This window comes from Streptomyces sp. NRRL B-24085, from assembly GCF_001282115.1.
Lineage (GTDB): Bacteria > Actinomycetota > Actinomycetes > Streptomycetales > Streptomycetaceae > Streptomyces.
On sequence record NZ_LJBR01000444.1, the window covers coordinates 1 to 5050 of the forward strand.

The following is a 5050-nucleotide window of genomic DNA, read 5'->3' on the forward strand; positions in this document are numbered from 1 at the left end:
GCGGACATGTGTGGGGGCTCGGGGGCACGCGTGTCCGGCGCGGGCGGCGGTGTCGGGGCGGAGCACGGGGGCGCGGTGCGAGGAGTGCGCGCGACTGGACCGGGCGCACTCCGTGGCGGCCGACACCCTCGCGGACGATCCCCGTCCGTACCGGGTGTATCTGGCCTGGTTCGGGCCCGGCATGGTCAAGGTCGGCATCACGGCGTCCGAGCGGGGCCCGGCGCGCCTGTGGGAGCAGGGTGCCGTCTGTTTCAGCTGGCTCGGCACCGGCCCGCTCATGGCCGCGCGGCGCACCGAGGAACTGCTGCGGGCGGCGCTCTCGGTCCCGGACCGCATTCCGTACGGCGCCAAGCGGGCCGTACGGTCCACCCTGCCGGGGTCGGCCGCCGAGCGGGCCGCCGAGATCGCCGAACTGCACGCGCGTGCGGTGGCGTTGGGCGGCTGGCCGGAGTCCCTGACGCGGGCGCCGTACCGACCGGTCGACCACGTCGGGATCTTCGGCCTCGCCGGACTGCCCACCGCCGTGGGCGAGGTGACCGGGCTCGTCGCGGGCGGGTCGGTGGGGGGACGGCTCCTCGCGGCCGCCGGACCGGACCTGCACCTGGAGACGGCGGACGGGGGAGCCGTCGTGCTCGACACCCGGCTGATGACCGGATGGGAGCTGGTGCCGGCCGACGGGGCGGACATCACCGTGCCGGTGCGGGAGTTCAGGGAGGCGCCGGGGGTGCAGGACGGTTTGTTCTGACGGGCCGACGGGGGAAGCCGTCGACTTCGCGGGCTCCCCGGACGGCTTGTCGGCACGGCCGGACAAGCAACTCCCCAGGCGTTCCCTGAGAGCCGCCTGTGCGTTTCTCAGGAAAATCACAGACTGCCGAAAGGGTGCTCTCAGGGGGCCCCGACATGGTGTTCACCATGACCACGACCTCGCCCCAGGGGCGCACCGAACTGCTGAGGCCGGACGGGAGCCCCGTCCGAGTGCTTGTGGTGGACGACGAGCTGTCGATCACCGAACTGCTGTCCATGGCCCTGCGTTACGAGGGCTGGCAGATCCGCAGCGCGGGGGACGGCACGGGTGCCGTCCAGACCGCGCGGGAGTTCCGGCCCGACGCCGTCGTCCTGGACATGATGCTCCCGGACATGGACGGCCTCACCGTCCTGGGCCGGCTGCGGCGCGAACTGCCGGACGTGCCCGTGCTGTTCCTGACGGCGAAGGACGCGGTCGAGGACCGTATCGCGGGGCTCACCGCCGGCGGCGACGACTACGTCACCAAGCCGTTCAGCCTCGAGGAGGTCGTGGCCCGGCTGCGCGGACTCATCCGCCGCTCCGGGGCGGCCGACCGCCGCTCCGACTCCGTGCTGGTCGTCGGCGACCTCACCCTCGACGAGGACAGCCACGAGGTCTCGCGGGCCGGGGAGAACATCCACCTCACCGCGACCGAGTTCGAGCTCCTGCGGTTCCTGATGCGCAATCCCCGGCGGGTGCTGAGCAAGGCGCAGATCCTCGACCGGGTGTGGTCGTACGACTTCGGTGGCCAGGCCAACGTCGTCGAGCTCTACATCTCCTACCTGCGCCGGAAGATCGACGCGGGCCGGGAGCCGATGATCCACACCCGGCGCGGCGCCGGTTACCTGATCAAGCCCGCCGCGTCATGAGCGGGCGACGACGGCCGCGGGCGCAGAAGCGGGCAGGGCGAGCAGGCAAGCCGCGCACGCTGCGGACGCGGCTCGTCGTCGCGTCGGTGGTGCTGATCGCCGTGGTCTGCTCGGTGATCGGCACGGTGACGACACTGGCGTTGCGGTCACATCTGTACGACCAGCTGGGCGACCAGGTGTTCGACGCGGGGAAGCGTCTGGCGGGGCCGCCGTTCGGCAGGCCGGACCAGGGCACCCTGAAGACCGAGGGACAGGACACCGCCAGGACCCAAGACCAGGACCAGCTCGACGCCTTCGTCACCAACGGCCCTACGCAGGAGAACACCGTGGCCGCCGAGGTGGGCGCCAACGGCACCATCTCCAAGGCGGTCGTAGCGGTCCGCGAGTCGAGTGACACCGGTCAGCGGATGCAAGCCAGCGAACTCACCGCGGCCCAGCGGGCCGTGTTCGCCGACGTGCCCACCACCGGCAAGCACGTCGTGGACATCCCCGGTGTCGGCGAGTACCTCGTGATGTACGTCACGTCCCGGGAAAACGGCACCGGCTACTACGTGGCGCTGCCCACCGACAGCGTGAACAACACCATCAACACCCTGATCCTCGTCGAGGTCAGCGTCACCGCCGCCGGCCTCGGCGCGGCCGTGATCGCCGGTTACGTCCTCGTCGGGCTCGCCACCCGCCCCCTGCGCAAGGTCGCCAACACCGCCACCCGGGTCTCCGAACTGCCCCTCCACACCGGTGAGGTCAACCTGAGCGAGCGGGTGCCCGAGTCGGAGTGCGACCCGCACACCGAGGTCGGCCAGGTCGGCTCCGCGCTGAACCGGATGCTGGACCACGTCCACGGCGCCCTGCACGCACGGCAGCAGAGCGAGATGCGGGTACGGCAGTTCGTCGCCGACGCCAGCCATGAGCTCAGAACACCGCTGGCCTCCATCCGCGGGTACGCCGAGCTCACCCGGCGCGGCAGGGAACAGGTCGGCCCCGACACCCGGCATGCCCTCGGCCGTATCGAGTCCGAGGCGGGCCGGATGACCCTGCTCGTGGAGGACCTGCTGCTGCTCGCGCGCCTGGACGCCGGGCGGCCGCTCCAGTTCGAGCAGACCGACCTCGTCCCGCTCGTCGTGGACACCATCAGCGACGCCCGCGCGGCCGGCATGGACCACAACTGGCGCCTGGACCTGCCCGACGAACCCGCCCTCGTCGCCGGCGACGCGGCCCGTCTCCAGCAGGTGCTCATCAACCTGCTCGGCAACGCCCGCAAGCACACCCCGCCGGGTACGACGGTCACCGCACGCGTGCAGCGCCGCGGACCGTGGATGTGCGTGGACGTCGAGGACAACGGCCAGGGCATCCCGGCCGAGCTGCTCCCGCACGTCTTCGAACGGTTCGCGCGCGGTGACTCCTCGCGCTCCCGAGCCTCCGGCTCCACCGGTCTCGGCCTCGCCATCGTGCAGGCCGTCGCGACCGCGCACGGCGGTGCCGTGACCGTCGACAGCGTGCCCGGGCGGACCGTCTTCACCATGCACCTGCCCGCCGTCGGTCCCGCGACCCCGCGTCCGGCGCCCGAAACGAACTGGCAATCGCACTCACAGGCACAGCACAGCGCCGCCATATGGGTGCAACAGGGGGCTTGACCAGAGTCGTTCACATGCGAACCGACTCTTCTCCCGGCACCCTGCCGGCGCGGGAGCACCTCCCGGCCGGCGACGCCGGTACGCCTGTCCTGGACGTAGTGATCCCCGTCTACAACGAGGAGAAGGACCTCCAGCCGTGTGTGCTGAGACTGCACGAGCACCTCAAGCGCACCTTCCCGTACGCGTTCCGCATCACCATCGCGGACAACGCGTCGACGGACACCACTGCCCTGGTGGCGCGGACGCTGGAGACGGAGATCGCGGAGGTCAGGGCCTTCCGGCTGGAGCAGAAGGGCCGCGGCCGGGCCCTGCGGACCGTCTGGTCCGCCTCGGACGCCCCGGTCCTCGCCTACATGGACGTGGACCTGTCCACCGACCTCAACGCCCTGCTGCCCCTGGTGGCCCCGCTGATCTCGGGCCACTCCGACCTGGCGATCGGCTCCCGGCTCGCCCGCAGCTCCCGGGTGGTGCGCGGCCCCAAGCGCGAGTTCATCAGCCGCGCCTACAACCTCGTCCTGCGCGGCTCCCTCCAGGCCCGCTTCTCCGACGCCCAGTGCGGGTTCAAGGCCATCCGGCGTGAGGTGGCGCAGGTCCTGCTGCCGCTCGTCGAGGACACCGGCTGGTTCTTCGACACCGAGATGCTGGTCATCGCCGAGCGCGCGGGACTGCGGATCCACGAGGTGCCCGTCGACTGGGTCGACGACCCGGACTCCAGCGTCCACATCGTCAGGACGGCGACCGAGGACCTCAAGGGCGTGTGGCGGGTGGGCAGGGCGCTGGCGAGCGGATCGCTGCCGCTGGACCGCATCACCCGGCCCTTCGGCGACGATCCGCGCGACCGGGAGATCCAGGACGTGCCGAAGGGGCTGGCCCGCCAGCTCGTCGGGTTCTGTGTCGTCGGCGGTCTGTCGACCCTCTTCTACCTCGTCCTCTACAGCGCCTTCCGGCAGTTCGGCGGCTCCCAGGTCGCCAACGCGCTGGCCCTGCTGGTCTCCGCGGTCGCCAACACCGCCGCCAACCGGCGGCTGACCTTCGGGGTGCGCGGGCGCGGCGGTGCCGTCCGGCACCAGGCGCAGGGCCTGGTCGTCTTCGGCATCGGCCTCGCGCTGACCAGCGGCTCCCTCGCCGCCCTCGACGCGGCCAGCAGCGATCCCGCGCACTCCACCGAGCTGGCGGTGCTGATCGCCGCCAACCTCGCGGCGACCGTGCTGCGGTTCCTGCTCTTCCGGGCCTGGGTCTTCCCCGACCGCGGTGACGACCGGCCCCGGTCCACCGTCGTCGCGGCCCACACCCCGTCCTCCCCGGCCTGCACGACCCAGCAGTTCCCGCAGCAGCCGTACGCACCGCTGCCCCGGCGCACGACGGCGAACCAGTACGCGGGGACGCCGTACACCCCGGAGTCCCCCTACACCCCGGCGTCCCCGTACGACACGACCGAGTTCCGCGCCGGTGAAGCCGCGGAGACCGCGGAGCAGCGCTCCTGGAGGGACGCCACCGTGCGGTTGCAGCCGGTGCGCCCGACCGACACCGAACCGAGGAAGTCCTGATGACCACGCAGACCGACCGTCCGGCCCAGCAGGGTTCCGGGCGGGCTCCGACGGCGACGGCCCCCGGGGCGCCGGACCCCGCCCCGGCCCCCGGGTCCGCTGAACCCCGGCAGCCCTTCGTCCGCAGACTGTGGCGCGGCCGCCCCGAGGACCCCCGCTGGGTGCGCCCGGCCTTCCTAGGCCTGCTGGCCGCGCCCCTCCTGCTCTACCTGTACA

Annotated in this window: 4 protein-coding genes and 1 pseudogene; all 5 read left to right on the top strand. The window is 72.3% G+C overall.

The window, feature by feature from the left end; all coding sequences use genetic code 11:
- The coding region (locus AOJ26_RS36080; protein WP_107092866.1) for a DUF2797 domain-containing protein at positions 1–745 on the top strand (745 nt) is incomplete at its 5' end.
- Positions 746–912: 167 nt separating this feature from the next.
- Positions 913–1653 (top strand): response regulator transcription factor, encoded by a 741-nt coding sequence (locus AOJ26_RS36085; RefSeq protein WP_037711888.1) that lies wholly within the window; start codon positions 913–915, stop codon positions 1651–1653.
- Positions 1650–3287 carry a sensor histidine kinase gene (locus AOJ26_RS36090; RefSeq protein WP_179200287.1) on the top strand — a complete coding sequence of 546 codons (1638 nt, stop codon included), beginning with the start codon at positions 1650–1652 and terminating at the stop codon, positions 3285–3287. The genes AOJ26_RS36085 and AOJ26_RS36090 overlap by 4 nt, the downstream gene beginning before the upstream one ends.
- Before the next feature lie 14 nt (positions 3288–3301).
- Positions 3302–4834, top strand: a complete 1533-nt coding sequence (locus AOJ26_RS36095; protein WP_053852581.1) for a bifunctional glycosyltransferase family 2/GtrA family protein — start codon at positions 3302–3304, stop codon at positions 4832–4834.
- Positions 4834–5050: pseudogene (locus AOJ26_RS36100) on the top strand (glycosyl transferase); the annotation flags it as partial. The gene AOJ26_RS36095 and the pseudogene AOJ26_RS36100, both read left to right, overlap by 1 nt.